The sequence below is a fragment of the Aeromonas rivuli genome (genome assembly GCF_020149575.1).
In the GTDB taxonomy this organism is placed as follows: Bacteria; Pseudomonadota; Gammaproteobacteria; order Enterobacterales; family Aeromonadaceae; genus Aeromonas; species Aeromonas rivuli.
Genome location: NZ_CP079742.1, coordinates 4,107,731 through 4,125,977, shown reverse-complemented (window position 1 = coordinate 4,125,977; position 18,247 = coordinate 4,107,731). Strand labels below are relative to the sequence as shown.

At 62.8% G+C, this 18,247-nt stretch carries 16 protein-coding genes and 1 pseudogene; 4 read left to right on the top strand and 13 right to left on the bottom strand.

The annotated features are described in order from the left end of the window. Positions 1 to 8: 8 nt before the first annotated feature. From KYK33_RS20280 to KYK33_RS18975, 7 genes and pseudogenes are all read right to left on the bottom strand, one after another. A pseudogene (locus KYK33_RS20280) lies at positions 9 to 152 on the bottom strand (hypothetical protein); the annotation flags it as partial. Between the two features lie 133 nt (positions 153 to 285). Further along, entirely contained in the window at positions 286 to 771 is a 486-nt protein-coding gene (gene rraA, locus KYK33_RS19000) for a ribonuclease E activity regulator RraA (RefSeq protein WP_224431515.1), read from the bottom strand. 184 nt (positions 772 to 955) lie between these two features. Continuing rightward, positions 956 to 2,356, bottom strand: a complete 1,401-nt coding sequence (gene cysG, locus KYK33_RS18995) for a siroheme synthase CysG (protein WP_224431514.1) — start codon at positions 2,354 to 2,356, stop codon at positions 956 to 958. Between the two features lie 12 nt (positions 2,357 to 2,368). After that, positions 2,369 to 3,181 (bottom strand): nitrite transporter NirC, encoded by an 813-nt coding sequence (gene nirC, locus KYK33_RS18990; RefSeq protein ID WP_224431513.1) that lies wholly within the window; start codon positions 3,179 to 3,181, stop codon positions 2,369 to 2,371. Positions 3,182 to 3,232: 51 nt separating this feature from the next. After that, on the bottom strand, positions 3,233 to 3,550 hold the full coding sequence (gene nirD / locus KYK33_RS18985; protein WP_224431512.1) for a nitrite reductase small subunit NirD: 318 nt from the start codon (positions 3,548 to 3,550) through the stop codon (positions 3,233 to 3,235). A 37-nt stretch (positions 3,551 to 3,587) separates the two neighbouring features. Continuing rightward, positions 3,588 to 6,134 carry a nitrite reductase large subunit NirB gene (gene nirB, locus KYK33_RS18980; RefSeq protein WP_224431511.1) on the bottom strand — a complete coding sequence of 849 codons (2,547 nt, stop codon included), beginning with the start codon at positions 6,132 to 6,134 and terminating at the stop codon, positions 3,588 to 3,590. Between the two features lie 302 nt (positions 6,135 to 6,436). Next, positions 6,437 to 7,357, bottom strand: a complete 921-nt coding sequence (locus KYK33_RS18975) for a LysR family transcriptional regulator (protein WP_224431510.1) — start codon at positions 7,355 to 7,357, stop codon at positions 6,437 to 6,439. 183 nt (positions 7,358 to 7,540) lie between these two features. On the opposite strand from KYK33_RS18975, the gene KYK33_RS18970 reads away from it, so the two are divergent. Beyond that, positions 7,541 to 8,947, top strand: coding sequence for an MFS transporter (locus tag KYK33_RS18970; protein ID WP_224431509.1), 1,407 nt, complete (start codon positions 7,541 to 7,543; stop codon positions 8,945 to 8,947). Between the two features lie 65 nt (positions 8,948 to 9,012). Here the strand turns inward: KYK33_RS18970 and hslU are convergent, their stop codons facing one another. The 4 genes from hslU to argS form a co-directional block, all read right to left on the bottom strand. After that, complete coding sequence (gene hslU / locus KYK33_RS18965) at positions 9,013 to 10,341, bottom strand: HslU--HslV peptidase ATPase subunit (RefSeq protein ID WP_224431508.1); 1,329 nt, start codon at positions 10,339 to 10,341, stop codon at positions 9,013 to 9,015. Positions 10,342 to 10,422: 81 nt separating this feature from the next. Continuing rightward, positions 10,423 to 10,956, bottom strand: coding sequence for an ATP-dependent protease subunit HslV (gene hslV / locus KYK33_RS18960; protein ID WP_042042565.1), 534 nt, complete (start codon positions 10,954 to 10,956; stop codon positions 10,423 to 10,425). Positions 10,957 to 11,180: 224 nt separating this feature from the next. Beyond that, positions 11,181 to 11,993 carry an SPOR domain-containing protein gene (locus KYK33_RS18955; protein WP_224431507.1) on the bottom strand — a complete coding sequence of 271 codons (813 nt, stop codon included), beginning with the start codon at positions 11,991 to 11,993 and terminating at the stop codon, positions 11,181 to 11,183. Between the two features lie 3 nt (positions 11,994 to 11,996). Further along, entirely contained in the window at positions 11,997 to 13,742 is a 1,746-nt protein-coding gene (gene argS, locus KYK33_RS18950; RefSeq protein WP_224431506.1) for an arginine--tRNA ligase, read from the bottom strand. A gap of 312 nt (positions 13,743 to 14,054) precedes the next feature. On the opposite strand from argS, the gene KYK33_RS18945 reads away from it, so the two are divergent. The 3 genes from KYK33_RS18945 (at position 14,055) to KYK33_RS18935 (ending at position 16,138) form a co-directional block, all read left to right on the top strand. Then, positions 14,055 to 14,621 (top strand): LON peptidase substrate-binding domain-containing protein, encoded by a 567-nt coding sequence (locus KYK33_RS18945; RefSeq protein WP_224431505.1) that lies wholly within the window; start codon positions 14,055 to 14,057, stop codon positions 14,619 to 14,621. Positions 14,622 to 14,822: 201 nt separating this feature from the next. Beyond that, complete coding sequence (locus KYK33_RS18940; RefSeq protein ID WP_224431504.1) at positions 14,823 to 15,398, top strand: sigma-70 family RNA polymerase sigma factor; 576 nt, start codon at positions 14,823 to 14,825, stop codon at positions 15,396 to 15,398. Between the two features lie 86 nt (positions 15,399 to 15,484). Beyond that, positions 15,485 to 16,138 (top strand): ChrR family anti-sigma-E factor, encoded by a 654-nt coding sequence (locus KYK33_RS18935; RefSeq protein ID WP_224431503.1) that lies wholly within the window; start codon positions 15,485 to 15,487, stop codon positions 16,136 to 16,138. 95 nt (positions 16,139 to 16,233) lie between these two features. Here KYK33_RS18935 and bacA read toward each other — a convergent pair whose 3' ends face one another. Both bacA and KYK33_RS18925 read right to left on the bottom strand, forming a co-directional pair. After that, positions 16,234 to 17,049: an undecaprenyl-diphosphate phosphatase gene (bacA, locus tag KYK33_RS18930; RefSeq protein ID WP_224431502.1), complete on the bottom strand. Its 816-nt coding sequence runs from the start codon at positions 17,047 to 17,049 to the stop codon at positions 16,234 to 16,236. A gap of 104 nt (positions 17,050 to 17,153) precedes the next feature. Further along, positions 17,154 to 18,149 carry an aldo/keto reductase gene (locus tag KYK33_RS18925; protein WP_224431501.1) on the bottom strand — a complete coding sequence of 332 codons (996 nt, stop codon included), beginning with the start codon at positions 18,147 to 18,149 and terminating at the stop codon, positions 17,154 to 17,156. Positions 18,150 to 18,247: the final 98 nt, after the last annotated feature.

Genomic DNA, 18,247 nt, shown 5'->3' with positions numbered 1-18,247 from the left:
CAGGGTGGTCAATTTTTTTGCACATTTTTTGAAATATCGGCAAATAACAGTTGCCAAGTTAAATGAGAATGATTATTGTTAACTTGCGTTCCGGGATAGGCCCCATCAGTTCCAACATGGTGACTTCTTGTGAAAGCACGACATTGCTCACATTGCTTCCAGTTATAGGGCCAGTTCTTCTGGCCCTCTTTTTTTGTCTATTTTCCCCGATTTTCTAGCCATTTCCCCCGAATTTTCCCATAAAAAATGGGAGCCAAGGCCCCCATTCTGCAAACATGGATCAGCTTATTCGATATCCAGCGGATCCGGGGAGAGAATGACCCCGGTGGTATCGGCATAGAGGTGATCGTCCGGCAGGAAGGTGACCCCCCCGAAGTTGACCGGCAGATCCGTTTCTCCCACATCCTTGTTGTCGGCGCCGACTGGAATGGCGGCCAGGGCCTGAATACCGAGATCCAGATCCTCCAGCACATCGACCTCGCGCACGCAGCCGTAGCAGACGATCCCTTCCCACTCATTCTGGGCCGCCGTGGTGGCGATCTCGCCGTCGATCAACGCCCTGCGCATGGAGCCGCCGCCATCGACCAGCAATACCCGGCCTATGCCGTTCTCTTTGACGATTTCACGGATCAGACCGTTGGATTCGAAGCATTTGACAGTGGTAATGACACCACCGAAGGAGGCGCGTCCGCCGAAGGAGCAGAGCATGGGTTCGAGCACATCGACCATGTCCTGATAGATGTCGCACAGTTCTGAAGTATTGTATTCCATTGAGTCAGTCCACCGCTGGAAACAGGTGGATCCAGTATAAGGAGTGGGACTGGCATTTCAATGAATATTCCTTGAACAACAAGTGACTGGCGGCTTCCATCGCGCCATCTGCATCGCGATGTTCTGCATAGAACGCGGCCACGGGAGCCGCATTTTTCATGACGCAAATCGAGGTGGCTAATCCTCAGGCCGAGGCCTTCTCCTCAGACGCCGACTGGCCGAACCAGGCGAGCTTGTCCGCCAGGGTCACCACCGAACCCACCATGATGAGGGCCGGACTCTCGACCCCGACCGCCAGCTCCGGCAGCTGGTTCAGGGTGCCGCGGATGACCCGCTGGCTCGGCTGGGTGCCGCGCTCGATCAGCGCCACCGGGGTGTCGCCCCCCTTGCCGTGGGCCAGCAGTTGCTCGCGGATCACCCCACAGGATGAAAGCCCCATATAGAACACCAGGGTCTGCCGATCCCGGGCCAGCAGGGGCCAGTCGAGATCCCGGGCACCGCCCTTGCCGTGAGCGGTGACGAAGCGCACGCTCTGGGCGTGATCCCGATGGGTGAGAGGGATGCCCGCGTAGGCGGCGCAGCCACTCGCCGCCGTGATCCCCGGCACCACCTGAAAGCCCACGCCGCTGCCGACCAGGGTCTCCAGCTCCTCGCCGCCGCGGCCGAAGATGAAGGGGTCGCCGCCCTTGAGCCGCACCACCCGCTGCCCCTTCTTCGCCTCGTCCAGCAAGAGCTGGTTGATCCCCTCCTGGGGCACGCAGTGGTTGCCCGCCTGTTTGCCGACGAAGATGCGTCTGGCATCCCGCCGCACCAGCGCCATCACCTCGTCCGACACCAGCCGGTCATAGACCACCACGTCCGCCTGCTGCATCTGGCGCAGGGCGTGCAGGGTGAGCAGGCCGGGATCGCCGGGGCCTGCGCCCACCAGGATCACCTCGCCCTTGGCAGCGGCATCCTCGGCAAAGAGCGCGTCGGCAAGCTGGTTGGCGGCGGCCTTGTCGCCGCGCGCCAGCGCTTGGCCGAGCCGGTCGGCGCCGAGCAGCCGCTCCCAGAACTGGCGCCGCTCTCCCATGCTAGGGAAGCGGGCCTTGACCCGCTCCCGCAGGCTGCCTGCGAAGGCCGCCACCGCGCCGAGATGCTGGGGCAGCAGGGCTTCGAGTTTTTCCCGCAGCAGCCGGGCCAGCACCGGGGCCTTGCCGCCGGAGGAGATGGCCACCATCAGCGGCGATCTGTCGATGATGGACGGCATGATGAAGCTGGAGCGCTTCGGGTCATCCACCACGTTGGCAAATATCCCCGCCTGGTTCGCGCTCTGGTAGACAAGCGCGTTGACCTCGCGCCTGTCGGTGGCGGCCACCACCAGCCACTTGCCCGTCAGTTGAGCCGGCTCGAACTCGGTGGCCAGCCACTCTATCTCACCGTCAGCGGCAAGGGCTGCCAGCTCGGGGTCGAGGGCGGGGGAGACCAGGGTCAGGCGGGCGCCAGCATCCAGCAGCAGACGCGTCTTGCGCGCCGCCACTTCGCCGCCGCCGACCAGCAGCACGGGTTTGTTGTCGAGTCGGCAAAAGATGGGCAAGTAGTCCATGGGGCCTCCTAACTAGGCTGCTTTGCGCTGGCTGGCGGTGGTGCCGGAATCAGTCACCGCGACCGGGCGCTCCGCCTTGGGGGTGGCATACCAGTAACCGAGGCCCATGAAGATCGCGCCGGAGACTGTGTTGCCCAGGGTCACCCACAGCAGGTTGTGGCCTATGCCACCCAGGGTGTAGGCCTCGGAATGGGCGCCGAACCAGGAGAGGGCGAACAGTGTCATGTTGGCGACCGAGTGCTCATAGCCGGAGGCGATAAAGGCCAGCAGGCACCACCAGATGGCGATGAAGCGGGCGGCACCCTCGGTGCGCAGCGCCATCCAGATGGCGAGGCAGACCAGCCAGTTACATAACACCCCCTTCATGAACAGGGTCAGGGCCGGTGCCTGGGTCTTGGCCAGCGCCACCTTGTGGGCCAGGCTGCCCGCGTCCGGCAGCAGGCTGCCGCCGTAGGAGTAGATCAGCGCCACCGCGATGGAGCCGAGCAGGTTGCCAGCCCAGGTCTGGGGCAGGATGCGCAGCAGATCGGTCATGGTGATCTTGCCTGTCTTCACCCCGAAGGTGAGGAACATGGTATGGCCGGTGAACAGCTCGGAGCCGGCGATGATGACCAGGGTCAGGGCGATGCCGAAGGTGGCCCCCATCACCAGCGGACGGATGCTGGGATCCACCAGATTGCCCAGGGTGAAGATGAGGATGATGCCGAGGCCCACATAGGCCCCGGCCATGGCGGAGCTCAGCCAGAAGCCGAGCTTGTCGCTGCGCTCGAAGCGGTTGATGCGGGCCGCGTTGGCGGCGCACTTGTTGATGGTGTCGGTATACATGTTGATTCTCTTTAGAGGGGCCGCCCGCGGGCAGCCCTGATATTCATGGTGTTAGACGGCGACCCAGACTTGCTGGTCACGCACTTCGACGGGGTAGCCTTGCACTGACATGGCCGTATTTTCGAGGCAGTGGCCATCGCTCAGGCGAAAGTGCTGCTTCTTGAGCGGGCTGGCGACCCAGAGCTCGCCCTCGTGTTCGCAGATGATGCCCCGCGACAGCACGTTGGCGGCGAAGAAGGGGTCCCGATTGTCGATGGCGAACACCTCGGCCGCTTCGCTCGGGCGGAACAGGGCTACCTGACGCCCTTCGATCAGGGCGCAAACCCCGGTGCCTGGGAAAATGTCGTTGAGTTGACAGGCTAATTTCATCGCTTCATCTCCACGTCGAGTTGGCAGGCTAATTTCATCATTTGGTCTCCACCTCGATCTGGTAGACGGGGATGCGCTCGGCCGGAGTGGCGGGTCTGTGCTGGTCACGCTCGCTGACGAACTGCACGTCCGGGTCGCGCTTGTCGCTGTTGATGAAGTGGCTGAAGCGCTTGAGCGCTTCCTCCTCATTGAGGGTGCGGGACCATTCGCACTCGTAGCTGTCGATCAGGGTCTGGATATCGCGCTCCAGGGTCTCGTTCAACCCGAGCTTGTCGTCGACGATCACCTCGCGCAGGTAGTCGACGCCCCCTTCCAGGTTGCCGAGCCAGACCGAGGTGCGCTGTAGTTTGTCGGCGCTGGTGACGTAGAACATCATAAAGCGGTCGATCAGCTGGATGAGGCTCTCACGGTCCAGATCCGAGGCCAGCAGGTCGGCGTGGCGCGGCTTCATGCCGCCGTTGCCACCCACATAGAGGTTCCAGCCCGCGTCCGTGGCGATGATGCCGACGTCCTTGCCCTGGGCTTCCGCACATTCGCGGGTGCAACCGGAGACACCGAACTTCATCTTGTGGGGGGTGCGGATGCCCTTGTAGCGGTTCTCAAGGAAGACCCCGAGGCCAACGCTGTCCTGCACGCCGAAGCGGCACCAGGTGCTGCCGACGCAGGTCTTGGCCATGCGCAGCGCCTTGGCGTAGGCCTGACCGGTCTCGAAGCCGGCGGCCAGCAATTTGCGCCAGATGGCGGGCAGATCATCCTTCTGGGCCCCGAACAGGCCGATGCGCTGGGCGCCGGTGATCTTGGTGTAGAGCTGGTAGTCGCGGGCCACTTCGGCTACCGCCAGCAAGCCTTCCGGGGTCACTTCACCACCGGCCATGCGCGGGATGACGGAGTAGCTGCCGTCCTTTTGCATGTTGCCGAGGAAGATGTCGTTGGTGTCCTGCAGCTGGGTATTGAGCGGGCTCAGCACATAGCCGTTCCAGCAGGAGGCGAGGATGGAGCCGACAGTCGGTTTGCACACTTCGCAGCCATAACCGTGTCCGTGTCTGGCCAGCAGCTCGTCGAAGCTCTTGATCCCTTCCACCTTGACCAGGTGGAACAGCTCCTGGCGGGAGTGGGGGAAGTGAGCGCAGAGGTGGTTGTTGACCTCTATGCCCTGCTTCACCAGTTCGGCGTTGAGCACCTGGCTGATGAGGGGCACGCAGCCGCCACAGCCGGTACCGGCCTTGGTGTGCTGCTTGATGGCGGCCAGGGTGGTGTGACCCTCGGCGACCGCCTGGGCTATGTCGCCCTTGGAGACGTCGAAGCAGGAGCAGATCTGGGCGCTGGCCGGCAGGGCATCCACCCCCAGGGTCGGTTTGGCCCCGGCATAGGCTGGCAGGATCAGGGTGTCCGGGTGGCTCGGCAGCGGCAGGGCGTTGAGCATCAGCTGCAGCAGGTTGCCGTAATCTTCCACATCACCCACCAGCACGGCGCCGAGAAGGCGGCTGTTGTCTTCGCTCACCACTATCTTCTTGTAGACGCCGGCCTGGTCGTCCTGGAACACATAGCTGTGGCTGCCCGGGGTGCGGCCGTGGGCATCACCAATGGAGCCGACGGAGACGCCGAGCAGCTTGAGCTTGGCGCTCATGTCCGCCCCCTCGAAGCGGTTGTCGCCGCCGAGCAGATGGTCGACGGTGACCTGGGCCATCTTGTAGCCCGGTGCCACCAGGCCGAAGAAGCGACCCTGCCAGGCGGCGCACTCGCCGATGGCATAGATGTCGGGGTCTGAGGTGAGGCAGTGATCGTCGATCAGCACACCGCCGCGCTCGGCGATGGCCAGCTCAGAGTAACGGCCCAGGGTGTCCTGCGGGCGTATGCCGGTGGAGAAGACCACCACATCCACGTCAAGGGCGCTGCCGTCGGCGAAGGCGAGGCGGTGCTTGGCCTCCTTGCCGCCGTGCATCAGGATCTCGCTGGTGCTCTTGCTGGTGTGCACCTGCACCCCCATGGACTCGATCTTGCGGCGCAGCAGCTGGCCGCCCTGGCCGTCGAGCTGCTCCGCCATCAATACCGGGGCAAACTCCACCACATGGGTCTCGAGGCCCAGCGCCTTGAGGGCACCGGCCGCCTCCAGGCCAAGCAGGCCGCCCCCGATCACAACACCACTCTTGCCGCTCTTGGCGGCGCTGCGGATGGCTTTCAGATCTTCGATGGTGCGATAGACGAAGCACTCGTGGTGCTGACTGCCCTGGATGGGCGGCACCCAGGGGTAGGAGCCGGTGGCCAGCACCAGCTTGTCGTAGCCGACCACAGTGCCCTTGTTGGAGTGCACTTCGCGGGCCGCCCTGTCGATTTTTTTCACCGCCTCGCCGAGCAGCAGGCGGATGCCGTGCTTCTCGTAGAAACCGGGTTTGACGAGGGAGAGATCTTCGCTGGTGTGGTGGGAGAAGTAGGAGGAGAGATGGACACGATCGTAGGCGGGACGCGGTTCTGCACCGAAGACGGTGATCTCGAACCGGTCCGGATCGGCCTGCTCGATCAACTCTTCGATGAAGCGGTGCCCCACCATGCCGTTGCCGATGACGGCCAGCCTGACTTTGCTCATGAGTGCCTCTGATTTGGAGTTATAAAACGTCATATCTGAGCCAAGGCTAACCAGTGAGCAGTGGTGGGCTATTGATGCAAATCAAGTGTCTATTTATATATCTCCTAAGGGGTAAGTTGGTGAAATAGAAAGCTATGCATAAATAGGTATACCAGTAGTGCATTCTGGACTTCGGCTGTCATGAGGCCAGGAGGTGCAAGAGGAGCTGGCCCGCCTGGTCAGGCATCATGAAAAAAACACCTCGGCAGAGGTGCTTTCACTGTGTGGCATCTGGTTGGTGCGCCTGGCTATGACGGCGCAGATCACTGCTCTTTCGGATTGGCCTGATAGGGGGCGCGGGCGCAGGTTTCGCGGATGAGGGTGCGCAGCCAGCGGTGGGCCGGATCGGCGTCCAGCCGAGGATGCCAGAGCAGGGCCAGGGTGATTTTGGGCAAGGGGAAGGGCAGGGGCAGGGTCACCAGATCGGCGTGCAGGGCGGCGCAGTGCAGGGCGGGCACCGTGGCCACCAGATCGCTGCCCCGCACCAGCGCCAGCGCAGTGGCAAATCCCGGCACCAGGGTGGCGATGGTGCGCTCCAGCTTGAAGACGGCGAGCGCTTCATCGACGGGGCCGTGCTCCTGAGCGCGCCGTGACACCATGATATGGCGGGCGGCGGCATAGCGGGCGGCGGTCAGTGGGCCTTCGCATAGGGGGTGATCGGGACGCACCACGGCGACGAAGCGATCCTGAAACAGCGCCTGGGTGTGCAGCTCGGGCGCCGTGTTGGCCCCGATCACCCCGGTCTCGAAATCCAGCTCACCGCCGCGCAGGGCGTGGTTCTCCTTGTCGGGCTTGGCCATGAAATGCAGCCGCACCCCGGGCGCCTCGGTGGCGAGCCGTGCCAGCAGGGCCGCCCCGACACTCTCCACGAAACCGTCGCTGGCCCTCAGCCGGAAGGTGCGCACCAGGCTGGCCGGATCCACCTCCTGCTGGGGGCGCAGCACGGCCTCGGCCTCCTGCACCAGCTGGCTGACCCGTTCGCGCAGGGCCAGGGCGCGGGGGGTGGGCACCAGCCCCCGGCCCGCGCGTACCAGCAGGGGATCCCCGGTGGTCGCGCGCAGCCGGGCCAGCGCCCGGCTCATGGCGGAGGGGCTGAGCCGCAGCCGTCTGGCGGCGCCGGCCACGCTGCCCTCATCGAGCAGCGCCTCCAGGGTTAGCAGCAGATTGAAATCGGGTGTGCTCATGATCTTGCCTCGCCTAGCCTTCAGGGTGACCGCCTCATGGCGGTGCCTCTCGCCTCATCATACGCGAGGATCCGGCTCTTCATATGGCGTGTCGTGCAGCTATAAGCTGCAAGCCGTGCGTCTTCCGCTGTTTTATCCCTCCGGCTAGCCTTGTCGATATCCTCAGCTGCCGAGACTCTGCCCATGCCCATGCCCATGCCCATGCCCAACGCCATCGCTCCTCACTCATCCGCTACTCGCCGTGCAGGCTTGCTGGCACTCGGCCTCGCCACCCTGCTGCCCATGCTGGCGGGGAGCATGGCCAACATGGTACTGCCCGCCCTGGGGCAGGTGTTTGCCGTGCCCTTTGCCAGCGTGCAGTGGGTGCTGGTGGCCTACCTGCTGGGGATCACCTGCCTGACAGTGGTGGCCGGGCGGCTTGGGGACAGGTTTGGCCGGCGGCGTTTGCTGCTCTGGGGCATGGGACTGTTCGCATTGGCGTCCCTGCTGTGCGCCCTGGCACCCACCATAGGCTGGCTGATTGCGGCGCGCGTCCTGCAAGGAGCCGGTGCTGCCTGCATGCTCTCTCTGGCGCTCGCCATGGTGGGCCAACTGGTGCCACCAGAGCGGCGTGGCTGGAGCATGGGACTGCTCGGTACCCTGTCGGCCTGCGGTACAGCCCTTGGTCCCTCGTTTGGCGGTCTGTTGATCGACGGGTTGGGCTGGCAGGCTCCCTTTCTGCTGCTGGTGCCCCTCAGCCTGCTGGCGCTGGGTTGTGCCCGGCTCGGTCTGCCCCGGGACGGCTCCTCGCCACAGAAGGAGAGGATGAACCTCGCTAGCCTGTCGCTGCTGGTGGCGGCCCTGCTCTGCTACGGGCTGGCGCTGACCTCGGGAGGGACTTTGGCGCTGGGGTTGTGGGCGGGGGCCTTGCTTGTCACTGCGCTGTTCATTCGCCGCGAGCGCCTCGACCCCTCTCCCCTGTTGCCACTGGTGCTGCTGGCCGCCCCCCGGCTCAGGGGGGGCTTGCTCGCCAGTGCGCTGGTGGCCAGCGTCATGGTGCTGACCCTGCTGATCGGCCCCTTTTACCTGCGCGGTGTGTTTGACCTCGATATGGCGACGGTCGGGCTCATGATCTCGGGGGGGCCCCTGCTGGCCGCCTTGACGGGTATGCCTGCCGGCTGGCTGGTAGACAGGTTGGGTGCGCGGCAGGTGGTCCGGCTGGGGCTTGCAGTCATGGGGACTGCGGCCCTCGGCTTGGCCGGGGCGGCGGGGCAGTTCGGCCCGCTCGGCTATCTGCTGCCTATACTGCTGCTGACCGCCGGTTATGCATTGTTCCAGACCGCCAACAACAGTGCCGTGGTGGGTGGGGCGAGCGAGCAGACCCGGGGCGCCGTGGCCGGTCTGCTGACCCTGTCGCGCAATCTGGGCCAGTTGACCGGGGTGGCCGGGCTCGGCGGCCTGTTCGCCGCCCTGGTGGGAGAGCAGGGCCTGAATATGGCCAGCGAGCTGGTGTTCGGCACCCAGGCCCTCTTTGCCCTGAGCGCCCTGCTGATTGCTCTGGCGTTCTGGCTGGTGGGGCGTAGCCGGGAGGAGACGCTGGCGGTGGTGTGAGGATCATGAGACACAAAAAAACGCCTCCGCGAAGGGAGGCGTTTGTCTAACTGGAGGGGGCGAGCTTACAGGATGTAGCGGCTCAGATCCTCATCTTCGATCAGGGCCCCGAGGTGAGCATTGACGTAGTCGGCATCTATGGTGAAGGTCTCGCCGGACTTCTCGGAGGCATCATAGGAGATGTCTTCCATCAGACGCTCCATCACGGTATGCAGACGGCGGGCACCTATGTTCTCGGTGCGTTCGTTGACCTGCCATGCCGCTTCGGCCAGACGGCGAATGCCATCCTGAGTGAACTCGATCTTGACCCCTTCGGTCGCCATCAGGGCTTGATATTGATCGGTCAGGGAGGCGTTCGGTTCGGTCAGGATGCGCTCGAAGTCACCCGTGGTCAGCGCGGTCAGCTCAACCCGGATCGGCAGACGGCCCTGCAGCTCGGGGATGAGATCGGAGGGGCGCGCCACCTGGAAGGCGCCGGAGGCGACAAACAGGATGTGGTCGGTCTTCACCATGCCGTGCTTGGTGTTGACGGTGCAGCCCTCGACCAGCGGCAGTAGATCGCGCTGTACCCCCTCGCGGGAGACGTCGGGGCCTGAGGATTCACCACGCTTGCAGATCTTGTCTATCTCGTCGAGGAAGACGATGCCGTTGTTCTCGACCGCATGGATCGCTTTTTGCTTCAGCTCTTCCGGGTTGACCAGACGAGCGGCCTCCTCTTCGATCAGGGCCTTCATGGCCTCCTTGACCTTGAGTTTGCGCTTCTTCTTCTGACCCTGGCCCAGGTTCTGGAACAGCCCCTGCAGCTGGTTGGTCATCTCCTCCATGCCGGGAGGGGCCATGATCTCGACGCCCATCTGCTGGGCGGCCAAGTCCAGCTCTATCTCTTTATCATCCAGCTGACCTTCCCGCAGTTTCTTGCGGAAGATCTGGCGGCTGTTGGAGTTGTCGGCCTTCTCCTCTTCACCCCAGCTGTTGCGGGGGTTGGGCAGCAGGGCGTCGAGGATGCGCTCTTCGGCGGCTTCCTCGGCGCGGTATTTGTTCTTCTCCATCTCGGATTCACGGATGAGCTTGATGGCCACATCGGTGAGATCGCGGATGATGCTGTCCACTTCCTTGCCGACATAGCCGACTTCGGTGAACTTGGTCGCTTCCACCTTGATGAAGGGGGCGTTGGCCAGCTTGGCGAGACGACGGGCGATTTCGGTCTTGCCGACCCCGGTCGGGCCTATCATCAGGATATTTTTCGGGGTCACTTCATGGCGCATCTCTTCGCTGAGCTGCATGCGGCGCCAGCGGTTGCGCAGGGCCACGGCCACCGCACGCTTGGCATCGGCCTGGCCGATGATGTGTCTGTCCAGCTCGTGGACGATTTCTCTCGGGGTCATCTCGGACATGATGAAATTCCTGTATCCGGGGCGGGCAGGGTCCACCCCGTGCAAAATGGGTCGCTTTACTCAGGCATGGCTAGTGGCGCGTTATTTAGCGGCATAGTCCAGCACTTCGATGGTGTGGTTGCCATTGGTAAAGACGCAGATATCGCCCGCAATCTTGAGGGACTTCTCGACGATGGATTTGGCATCCAGCTCGGTATTTTCCAGCAGGGCGGTGGCCGCAGACTGGGCGAAGTTGCCGCCCGAGCCGATGGCGATCAGATCATGCTCCGGCTGCACCACGTCACCGTTGCCGGTGATGATGAAGGATTTGTGCTCGTCGGCGACCGCCAGCAGGGCCTCGAGGCGGCGCAGGGCACGGTCGGTACGCCAATCCTTGGCCAGGGCCACGGCGGCGCGCTCCAGATTGCCCTGATGAGCCTGCAGTTTGGCTTCGAAGCGCTCAAGCAGGGTAAAGGCGTCGGCGGTACCACCGGCGAAACCCGCCAGCACCTTGCCGTTATAGAGACGATGGACCTTGCGGGCGTTGCCCTTCATGACGGTGTTGCCCAGGGATACCTGGCCATCCCCTCCGATCACGACTTGGCCGTTGCGGCGGACTGAAACTATGGTCGTCACTTTACTTACCTCACTTGAGCCGGTTCACGGCCATGACTGTGCATGAAAATAGAGATGGGGTTGCCGATCCGGCTTTTCAACCCTCACTCCATTTCGAGAGTGGGCCGACGTTTGGCAGGGGATTGGGCTGTCTGTGATGGAGGGTGGCCGTCAGGGCGGGTAAAAAACGGATAAAAAAACGCGGCGCCGTGTTGCCACTGCGCCGCATTTTTTATGGTGGGTCGTCAGCCCTTCTTGGGGATGCAGCCGCTGATGCCGGCACCTTGCAGCTTGCGGTTGGCCGCATCGGCCGCCGCCTTGCCGGTGAAGGGGCCCACCATCACCTTGTAGATGGCGCCGTTGGCGGTATTGATGTTCTGCAAGCTGGCACTCAGGCCGGCGGAGAAGGCAATACGCGCCTTGAGAGACTCTGCGGAATCCTGCGAACGCAGGGCCGCACACTGCATCATGTAACGGCCGCCATCGGTCGAAGCCGTCTGGGCCGCTTTGGCTTTCTGGGCCTGATCCTGGGCCAGCTCGGCACGCAACTCACGCTCCATGCGCTCCCGTTCGGCCTTGCGGTCGATGGCCTGCTCCTGGGCGCTGGCCACAGGGGCGCCGACCGGCTTGGGCTGATAGGGCTGCACTTGGCCTATGGGGGTACCAGGCTGGGGTATGCTGGTTTCCACCGGCTTGGGCAGCTTCTCGGGTTGCAGGGTCAGGGTCTCTGCCGGAGCAGGTGGCAGCACGCCAGGTTGGGGCGGCGGCTCTATGATGTCGACCTGCTTGTTCTCGAGTCGTTCGATATAGCTCCACTTCTCCTGGGGGAGAGCATGGCCATCGGACTTGGGTTTATTGGCGCGCACCTGCTCCTCGATGGTCGGGCCATCGGCGGCCTTGCCATTGATGAGGTAGAGGAAGGCACCAAAGCCGACCACCAGCGCCCCCGCCAGCAGGACGGGGATCAGTGGAAAGCGGCGGCGAGGTGGCGCCTTCTTGGTATTGCGACCACCGGCTCGTCTCCTTGAGCCACTCCCCACATAATCCCGTGTCGCCATGAATTACATGCGCTCCAGGGTGTGGATGCCCAGTACGCCCAGGCCCAGCTTGAGCACCTTGGCGGTGGCGGCACAGAGTAGCAGACGGCTCTGACGTGCCTCCGGCTCTACCCCCTCCTTGTTGATGGGGCAGGCTTCATAGAAGGTCATGAAGTTGCCGGACAACTCGTACAGGTAAGTACAGAGCAGGTGAGGCATGCCACGCTCGGCAACACCATTGACCGCATCGGAGAACTGGATCAGCTTCTGAGCCAGGGTCAGCTCGGCATCCTCGTTGAGCGAGATGTTGCCGCTGAGGCTGCTCACATCGACACCGGCCTTGCGGAAGATGGACTGGATGCGGGTGTAGGCGTACTGCAGGTAAGGGGCGGTGTTGCCCTCAAACGACAGCATCAAGTCCCAGTCGAAGATGTAGTCGGTGGTGCGGTTCTTGGAGAGATCCGCATATTTGACCGCACCGATGGCGATGGCGTGCACCACCTCGGCTTTCTCTTCGGCGCTGAGGTCGCTGTTGCGGTTCTCCAGCAGAGCGGCAGCGCGCTCCTCGGCTTCGTTGAGCAGATCGACCAGCTTGACGGTGCCGCCGGAGCGGGTCTTGTAAGGGCGACCATCCTTGCCCAGCATCATGCCGAAGGCGTGGTGCTCGAGGGGCACGGATTCCGGCACATAACCCGCCTTGCGGGTGATGGTCCAGGCCTGCATCAGGTGCTGGTGCTGACGGGAGTCGATGAAGTACATCACCCGATCGGCCTTGAGGGTCTCGTAACGGTACTTGGCGCAGGCGATGTCGGTGGTGGTGTAGAGGAAGCCGCCATCGCTCTTCTGGATGATGACGCCCATAGGCTCGCCATCCTTGTTCTTGAACTCGTCTAGGAACACCACGGTGGCGCCTTCGCTCTCGACCGCCAGTCCCTGGGCTTTCAGGTCGGCCACTATGCCGGGCAGCATGTCGTTGTACATGGACTCGCCCATGATGTCCTTGTTGGTCAGCAAGACATTGAGGCGGTCGTAGTTGCGCTGGTTCTGGGCCATGGTCAGGTCGACCAGCTTCTTCCACATGGTGCGGCAGTACTCATCGCCCCCCTGCAGCTTGACCACATAGTTGCGGGCGCGCTCGGCGAAGGCCTGGTCTTCGTCATACAGGCGCTTGGCCTGGGTGTAGAAGGCTTCGAGATCCTTGAGCTCCATGTCGCTGGCGTGCTCGTTCTCCATCTTCTCCAGATAGGCGATCAGCATGCCGAACTGGGTGCCCCAGTCGCCGATGTGGTTGGCGCGGATCACCTTGTGACCCAGGAATTCCAGGGCGCGGGCCGCCACGTCACCGAGTACGGTGGAGCGAATGTGGTGTACCGCCATCTCTTTGGCCACGTTGGGGGCAGAGTAATCCACCACCACGGTTTGCGGGGTCGGCAGCTTCACGTTGGCGTTGGCACAGGCCACCATGGCATCGACCTGCCCGGTCAGCCACTGCTGATTGAAGAAGAAGTTGATGAAGCCGGGACCGGCAATCTCGACCTTGGCGATCAGGTCAGAGGCGGGCAAGTGTTCTATGATGGCGGCGGCCAGCTCACGGGGGTTCTTGCCGGCCGGTTTGGCGAGCAGCATGGCCAGGTTGGTAGCCAGGTCACCATGAGCCTTATCCTTGCATCGATCTACCAGCACTCGGGCTTCCAGCTCCGCTGGCAGCAGGCCTGCGGATTTGAGGTTGGCTACCGTCTGTTCAAGTAGATGATGAATATGCTCTTTCATGACTGACCACCGAGGTTATGCGTCGAAATATGACTGATATATAAGGGCGTGAATTTTACCCGCATCGGGCCGAGAAAACTATAGGGATGACCCTCCACCCCTGAGGCGGCGGATATTTCACTGCTTGGTGCGCAGATTTGCAGGATATTGCGTTGTTGTCTGCGGCTTATCCATTTCTACTGCATATTGAAGCAGCTTGTCCAGGCTATTTTCCCCTAATAGTAATAGGGGTTTTTATTCCTACTCGGTCTGAATGATCTGACCACTTTGGGGTGTCGTATCAGGAGAAGGCACACGAAATGGGATGCAAACATGAAACTGGCGCTCTTTCCCCTCTCCGCTCATTTGCTGCCCGGTGGCATCATGCCGCTGCGCATCTTCGAGCCCAGATACCAGCGGATGATCGCCGAGGCGGGGGACGCCGGCTTTGGGCTCTGCATGTGGGATAGCCGCCAGGGGGATGAGTTGCGCAACATGTACCCCATCGCCACCCGGGTGCGCATCATCGACTTTGACATGCTACCGGACGGCCTGCTGGGCATCACGGTGCAAGGGGGGGAGCGATTGCGTATCCAGCGTCTCTGGCAGGAGCCGGACGGCCTGCGGGTCGGTGAGGTGGAGCAGTTGCCGCTCTGGCAGTGTGGCCGTCTGCCACGGGATCAGCGCAATCTGGCCCAGGCCCTGCGCGAGGTGTTCAGTGACTACCCCGAATATGCCGCCCTCTATCGCGAACCTGACTGGGACGATGCCTGCTGGGTCGCCCAGCGCTGGATAGAGGTACTGCCCATTCCCCCGGAACAGAAGCAGTGGCTGATGGCCTGCGAGGACTATCACCCCGCCCTCAGTTTGCTGAGCAACCTGCTGGTTGCCAGCCACTGATCGCGGCCTTGCCCATCACTTATCTCCCCCGTTGGTGCTTGCCCGATGCGAGGGCGCGTCCCCTCCTTGACCAGAAAGAGTAAGGCGTCGCTGATCCAGACGGAGTCTCTGGCCGTATTGACCTGCACGGTAGCAACCAGGGTAAGGGCTATGACATATACTGGCCAGTCACAACGGACTCACAGCAGGCTCTCGCCCCAGATGGACACAGTCATAGGCGTTCCCGACCTGAAAACCCAGCTGATAAGGGTCGCCGAGTCTGCCGACAAGGTAGCCTTTGCCGCCCTGTTTCGTCACTTCGCGCCGCGTATTCGCAACTATGGTTTGCGCCATCTTGGCAGTGACGCCAATGCCATGGAACTGGTTCAGGAGACCATGCTGCTGGTCTGGCAGAAGGCACGGCTCTATCACCCTGAGAAAGGGGCGCCCAGCACCTGGATCTACACCGTCATGCGCAACCAATGCTTCGACATGTTGCGCCGCCGCCGTGCCAGTCGTGAAGACCTGTGCGCCGAAGAGATCTGGCCCCTGCTGGAGTTTGGGGCCGACTTGCCCCAGGGGCCCGGTGGCGAGGATGCGGTGCTGACACGGCAGATGGCCCATTACGTCAGCGTGCTGCCTGAGCCGCAGCAGCAGGTGGTGCGTGGCATCTACCTGCAGGAACTCTCCCAACAGGAGCTGGCCGAGCGACTCGGCGTACCGCTTGGCACCATCAAGTCCCGGCTGCGACTGGCCCTGCAGAAACTCAAAGAGCAGGTGGAACGTCATGATGCATAGCCTCGTCATGACCAGGAGCGACCCTGTGATGGGTGGTGCCCCGGGGTCAGGCTCATATCGATCGCACATATTTATGGAGCAGTATCATGATTAAATCCCATCCGACCGAGCAGATGCTGCGTGCCTTCGCGGCCAACGAGCTCCCCCTGCCCCTGGCGGTCGGGGTATCGGCCCATTGCGAGCTCTGCCCAGAATGTGCCGCCCGGGTGACGTTGTGGGAGGCGCAGCTGGCCGAGGCGCTCGAGGCCGCCCCCCTGCCGGATCAGGTCGCCCCCGAGCTGGACGCCATGCTTGCCATGATAGTGCAGCAACCCCTGCCCGAACTCATTCCTGTGTCTCACACCGACACCCAGCTTGAGGTGGCGGGTCGGTGTTATCGGCTGCCGAGGGTGCTGGCCCGTTACCGCTCCCCCAAGTGGCGGCATTTTGGACCCGTTCGCCAACATAGCCTGCCCCTGGGGGAGTTGGGGGTGCGGGCCAGCCTGTTGCACATCGATGCGGGCGGTGCCATTCCCGAGCATACCCATCAGGGCTATGAACTGACCTTGCTGCTGGCGGGCAGCATGCAGGATGGCGATCAGCGCTACGGGGCCGGTGATTTCATCTGGCGAGATAGTCGCCATGCACACAGTCCGCACACGGTCGATGGCTGTCTCTGCTACACGGTGCAGGATGCCCCCATCCAGTTCACCAAGGGGCTGTCGCGCTTGCTCAATGGTATCTCTGGGCATCTCTATTGAGGCCAAGGGCTCGGCGGGGCAGCACCGCCATTCACGCATCAAAAAAGGGACCCTGGGGTCCCTTTTCACATTCAAGCCTGATTCGTCACGGCAGATTAATGCACGAACACCATGTAGACGGCGAAGGCGACGACGAAGCGATAGATGGCAAAAGGCACGAAATCGAGGCGACGGATCAGCGCCAGGAAGGTGCGGATGGCGAACATGGCCACCACGAAGGCGGTGACAAAACCGACCGCAAACATGGGGAAATCGGTCATGGAGAGGAAGTCCCGGCTCTTGTAGAGATCCAGGCCGCTCGCCGCGATCATCATGGGGACCGCCAGTATGAAGGAGAACTCGGCCGCCGCCTGGCGACTGATCCCCATCAGCATGCCGCCACTGATGGTGGCTCCCGAGCGGGAGAAACCGGGCCAGAGTGCCAGACACTGGAACAGACCTATGCCAAAGGCTTGCTGGTAGCTGATGTCATCCAGGGTTTCGGAGCGCACCGCAGGGCGTTTCCATTCGGCGATCAACAGCAGTATGCCGCCGGCGACCAGGGCATACATCACCGTCTGGGGGCCGAACAGATTTGCCTTGATCCAGCTATGAATGGCGAGGCCTATCACCACGGCGGGCAACATACCGAGGATGATGTGCACCAGAGAGAGGGTGGCGTGATCCTGAGGGGGCTTCTGGCCAAAATGAATGCCGATGAGGCCGAACAGTCGGCGCCAGAACACGACGACGACTGCCAGGATGGAGCCCAGCTGGATCACCACCTCGAAGGTGGCGGCCTTGGGGCCTTCGAAGCCCAGCAGATGGCCGACGATGATCAGATGGCCGGTGGAGGATACGGGCAGAAACTCGGTCAGGCCTTCCACTACGCCTAACACGAATGCGACAAACAGGGTGTAGTACTCTGTCATGGATCGGATCTCTTGGTTGTCTGGATATGATGCGCCCCCGCAAGCGGGGGCGCGCCAATGATGGCGGAAAACCACGCAGGCAACCAGAGAATATTGCCGCTGGCTCAGTCGAGGGCGGTCAGGATCCGCTGCTGCCAGGCTGTATCCAGAGGGGGCTGAGCCAGGGCCTGAACGGCGCTGACGATCTGTTCTGGCCTGCTGGCGCCAATGAGGGCGCTACTGACCACGGCATCGCGCAGCACCCACTGCAGCGCCAGCTGTGACAGGCTCTGTCCGCGCTCCTCGGCCAGGGCGTGCAGGGCACGTATCCGGGCCAGTTTTTCCGCCGTGAGCTGGTCCGGCTTGAGGAAGGGGCTAGAGCTGGCGGCGCGGGAATCGGCCGGAATGCCCGCCAGGTAGCGGTCGCTGAGCAGGCCTCCCGCCAGGGGCGAGAAGGCCACCACGCCCATGCCCTGTTCATGGCAGACCGGCAGGGTCTGCTCTTCAATCTCCCGCTGAAACAGGGAGTATTTGAGCTGATTGACCAGGCAGGGAGTGCCCAGCTCTGCCAGCCGGATCGCGGCCTGACGGGCCAGGTCGGCGGGATAGTTGGAGAGACCAACATAGAGCGCCTTGCCCTGACGCACCATGAGTGCCAGAGCCTGACAAGTCTCTTCCAGGGGCGTGTGCGAGTCCGGCCTGTGGTGATAGAAGATGTCCACATAGTCGAGGCCGAGGCGGCGCAGGCTCTGGTGCAGGCTGGCAAACAGATACTTGGCACTGCCGCCATCGCCATAGGGGCCATCCCACATCACGTAGCCCGCCTTGGTACTGATGATCAGCTCATCGCGATGGGCGGCCAGATCCTGCTTGAGCAGGCGACCGAAGCTTGTCTCGGCACTGCCCGGCGGTGGCCCGTAGTTGTTGGCCAGATCGAAGTGAGTGATACCCAGGTCGAATGCCTGACGCACCATGGCGCTCATCTGCTGGGGGGCGGCCTCTGTCCCGAAGTTATGCCAGAGCCCGAGGGCGATGGCGGGCAGGCGCAAGCCGTGGCGACCGACGGCGCGATAGGGCTGCTGCTGGTAGCGAGCCAGGTTGGCCTGATAGGGCTGATCCATACAAGTTCCTTTTGAATATCAATGTCATCGGTTTCAGTGGCTCGGGCCAGTCATGTCCGACATGGCTGACCTCTCCTGATCGCTCAGGGTCAGCGCCT

What these genes read in the sequence shown, in the direction of transcription:
- rraA (WP_224431515.1), bottom strand. Translation starts at nt 771, where the DNA reads ATGGAATACAATACTTCAGAACTGTGCGACATCTATCAGGACATGGTC.
- cysG (WP_224431514.1), bottom strand. Translation starts at nt 2,356, where the DNA reads ATGGACTACTTGCCCATCTTTTGCCGACTCGACAACAAACCCGTGCTG.
- nirC (WP_224431513.1), bottom strand. Translation starts at nt 3,181, where the DNA reads ATGTATACCGACACCATCAACAAGTGCGCCGCCAACGCGGCCCGCATC.
- nirD (WP_224431512.1), bottom strand. Translation starts at nt 3,550, where the DNA reads ATGAAATTAGCCTGTCAACTCAACGACATTTTCCCAGGCACCGGGGTT.
- nirB (WP_224431511.1), bottom strand. Translation starts at nt 6,134, where the DNA reads ATGAGCAAAGTCAGGCTGGCCGTCATCGGCAACGGCATGGTGGGGCAC.
- KYK33_RS18975 (WP_224431510.1), bottom strand. Translation starts at nt 7,357, where the DNA reads ATGAGCACACCCGATTTCAATCTGCTGCTAACCCTGGAGGCGCTGCTC.
- KYK33_RS18970 (WP_224431509.1), top strand. Translation starts at nt 7,541, where the DNA reads ATGCCCATGCCCATGCCCATGCCCAACGCCATCGCTCCTCACTCATCC.
- hslU (WP_224431508.1), bottom strand. Translation starts at nt 10,341, where the DNA reads ATGTCCGAGATGACCCCGAGAGAAATCGTCCACGAGCTGGACAGACAC.
- KYK33_RS18955 (WP_224431507.1), bottom strand. Translation starts at nt 11,993, where the DNA reads ATGGCGACACGGGATTATGTGGGGAGTGGCTCAAGGAGACGAGCCGGT.
- argS (WP_224431506.1), bottom strand. Translation starts at nt 13,742, where the DNA reads ATGAAAGAGCATATTCATCATCTACTTGAACAGACGGTAGCCAACCTC.
- KYK33_RS18945 (WP_224431505.1), top strand. Translation starts at nt 14,055, where the DNA reads ATGAAACTGGCGCTCTTTCCCCTCTCCGCTCATTTGCTGCCCGGTGGC.
- KYK33_RS18940 (WP_224431504.1), top strand. Translation starts at nt 14,823, where the DNA reads ATGGACACAGTCATAGGCGTTCCCGACCTGAAAACCCAGCTGATAAGG.
- KYK33_RS18935 (WP_224431503.1), top strand. Translation starts at nt 15,485, where the DNA reads ATGATTAAATCCCATCCGACCGAGCAGATGCTGCGTGCCTTCGCGGCC.
- bacA (WP_224431502.1), bottom strand. Translation starts at nt 17,049, where the DNA reads ATGACAGAGTACTACACCCTGTTTGTCGCATTCGTGTTAGGCGTAGTG.
- KYK33_RS18925 (WP_224431501.1), bottom strand. Translation starts at nt 18,149, where the DNA reads ATGGATCAGCCCTATCAGGCCAACCTGGCTCGCTACCAGCAGCAGCCC.